Origin of the sequence: Cupriavidus sp. L7L, assembly GCF_004353535.1 — a bacterium.
Lineage (GTDB): Bacteria > Pseudomonadota > Gammaproteobacteria > Burkholderiales > Burkholderiaceae > Cupriavidus > Cupriavidus oxalaticus_A.
Genome location: NZ_SMNY01000186.1, coordinates 1 through 2,018, shown reverse-complemented (window position 1 = coordinate 2,018; position 2,018 = coordinate 1). Strand labels below are relative to the sequence as shown.

The 2,018-nt window shown below is 59.1% G+C and carries 3 protein-coding genes; 2 read left to right on the top strand and 1 reads right to left on the bottom strand.

Annotated elements, in window-relative coordinates:
- Positions 1–27: 27 nt before the first annotated feature.
- Complete coding sequence (locus E1J61_RS37025; protein WP_133098678.1) at positions 28–285, top strand: hypothetical protein; 258 nt, start codon at positions 28–30, stop codon at positions 283–285.
- A 111-nt stretch (positions 286–396) separates the two neighbouring features.
- Here E1J61_RS37025 and E1J61_RS37020 read toward each other — a convergent pair whose 3' ends face one another.
- Positions 397–1,476, bottom strand: a complete 1,080-nt coding sequence (locus tag E1J61_RS37020; RefSeq protein WP_133098677.1) for a hypothetical protein — start codon at positions 1,474–1,476, stop codon at positions 397–399.
- 187 nt (positions 1,477–1,663) lie between these two features.
- On the opposite strand from E1J61_RS37020, the gene E1J61_RS37015 reads away from it, so the two are divergent.
- Positions 1,664–2,018, top strand: a 355-nt coding sequence (locus E1J61_RS37015) for a competence protein CoiA family protein (protein WP_371705046.1), incomplete at its 3' end; no start/stop codon positions are given.

Sequence of the window (2,018 nt, the reverse complement as noted above, 5' to 3'; positions counted from 1 at the left end):
ATGCGCCAGCGTCATTGAGGTCATACCGTGAAGAAGAATCCCAAGAAGATTGCTGGCCCAGCCAAGAAGAAGCCCCGAGGGGTTCTGGCGAAACTCAAGAGCCGTCTCGCCCGGTTGCAGGATGAGTTGGCAACCCCGAAGTCGAACCAGGCGCGACTACTCTCCGAGATCCGTCTTGTGGAAGAGAAGATTAAGATTGAGCGCTTCCACCGAATCTCGAAGCTAAACTCGGTAAGTACGCGCGAGATTTTGTGTGGCTCGCCTGGCTTGGGCAAGAAGGCCTGACGACGCTTGCCGCGCAACTGTCGACGGCGCCTTCTGCGAGACCCTGTCCTAACGCTATCGAACGACGGGGTTGAGGCTCGCCAGTGCAACAGCTTTCAAGCTGACCGCGAGTCACTGAGTGCTCCGATACCGTTTGTCATTCACCCAGCGGTATCGGTTAGGATCTTCTGTCAGCAGGAAAGCCTTCATGGCTTCGCGCTTTGCTTTGTCCCCTCGTAGGAAGATGCCTCGCAGTTCTGAGTCAATGGTTCGCGCGCTAGCGCCGCGCTCCTCAGCCTGGGCATACCAGTTACGAGCTTCGCCAAAGTTACCCATTTCCATATGCACGGCGCCGAGCAGCGTGCATGGGCGGAAGTCCCGCGGCTGGAGCGCATGTCCCTGCTTGCCCAACTGGCAAGCGTCGTTCAGCCGGCCCATGTCACGCATGACGCCGCCGCGCGTGGTGCACATGGCCGCCTTCGTCTTGGGGTCTTTGAGACGGTTGGCCGGCACGCTGTCGAGCAATTCGAGCGCCGCATCCGTCTGATTGCATTTACGATAGTGGCCGCTGGCATTGACCGCGTTCCACGGGTCTTGGGTGCGACGGTACTCGTCAGCGAAGAACTCGGCCTCGCGCAGGTGGTAGGCAAACTGCAACTCTTCCGTGAAGTGCTCCCTTGCCGCGGTCGTGAGCCAGATAAAGTCATCGACGGTCAGGCGATTGCCAGAGTCGATACGCTTGAGGACGTCCATCATCCGTGCGAACAGAGGCTGATCAATGAAGTCCATCCCGTACTTTCTGCGTAGGGCTTGGTTCTTCATCTTAGCTATGTATTTGGGATCGCTCTCGCGGACTTTGCGGGCGAGTTCCGCTGCCTCGCACTCGCGCTTGTATTTCGCCTCCCACTCCGCCTCTCGAGCCACAAGTTCGGCTTCCTTAGTCCGGCGTTCTGTTTCGGCGGCTTGTACCCGGGCCTGCAGCTCGAGGCTGGAGGCCGCAATGAAGGCCTCATGGGTGATCTGCCCGGTCGCCAACCGGTGCAATCCGATGAGGTTCTGCTCCTGCAGGAACTTCAGGGACAGTTCCGTGAGCGGTCGCCCATGATGCATGCTGTTAAGGATATTGCTGAGGCGGGTTGCCGGGATGGTCGCGCCGGCGATGTCGCTCACGCAGAAATGACGGGCGATGTCGAAGAGGGTCGAAATGCTCATGTGGTGGTTGACACCTCCGTGGGGTTCCGAGAAGGCGCTTGTGACTTCGAGTCATGCTCTCTGCCGGGCAGAGGCCTTGCCTACCCCACTTCGGTGGGGTTCGCTCTTGAACTTGTTCGCTACGCTCTTGCTGCTAGACATGCCCGCAAGCCAATAGAATCTCTGCACTAGCAAAAACATCTGGCGCATGGAATCCGAACCGACTCGACCCTCTGCGTTACAAGACAATCTGGAGTACCCACCCGAACTCCTCCTGCATCGCGGCGACATGCTGGTATGGGCGCTTGATGCAAGCGGCAGGCTTCGCTACGTCGACCACGTCCCTAATGGCAAAGCGTGCGGCTGTTTCTGCCCGGCATGCAGAGAACCATTGATAGCTCGGCATGGGGAGATCCTGGCTCACTCCTTTGCCCATGATTCCGGCGCTGAGTGCCGGTGGGCACATGAGGCGATCCTTCATCACGTCGCCAAATACCTCATCGCTAGAGGGGGCGTGTTTGTGGTGCCTCCACGCCACGTAGTCGTGCGTCGCGAAGGCCCCA

Bases quoted from the DNA above. Each gene is read 5' to 3' on its own strand.
- E1J61_RS37020 (WP_133098677.1), bottom strand. From the start codon at position 1,476: ATGAGCATTTCGACCCTCTTCGACATCGCCCGTCATTTCTGCGTGAGC.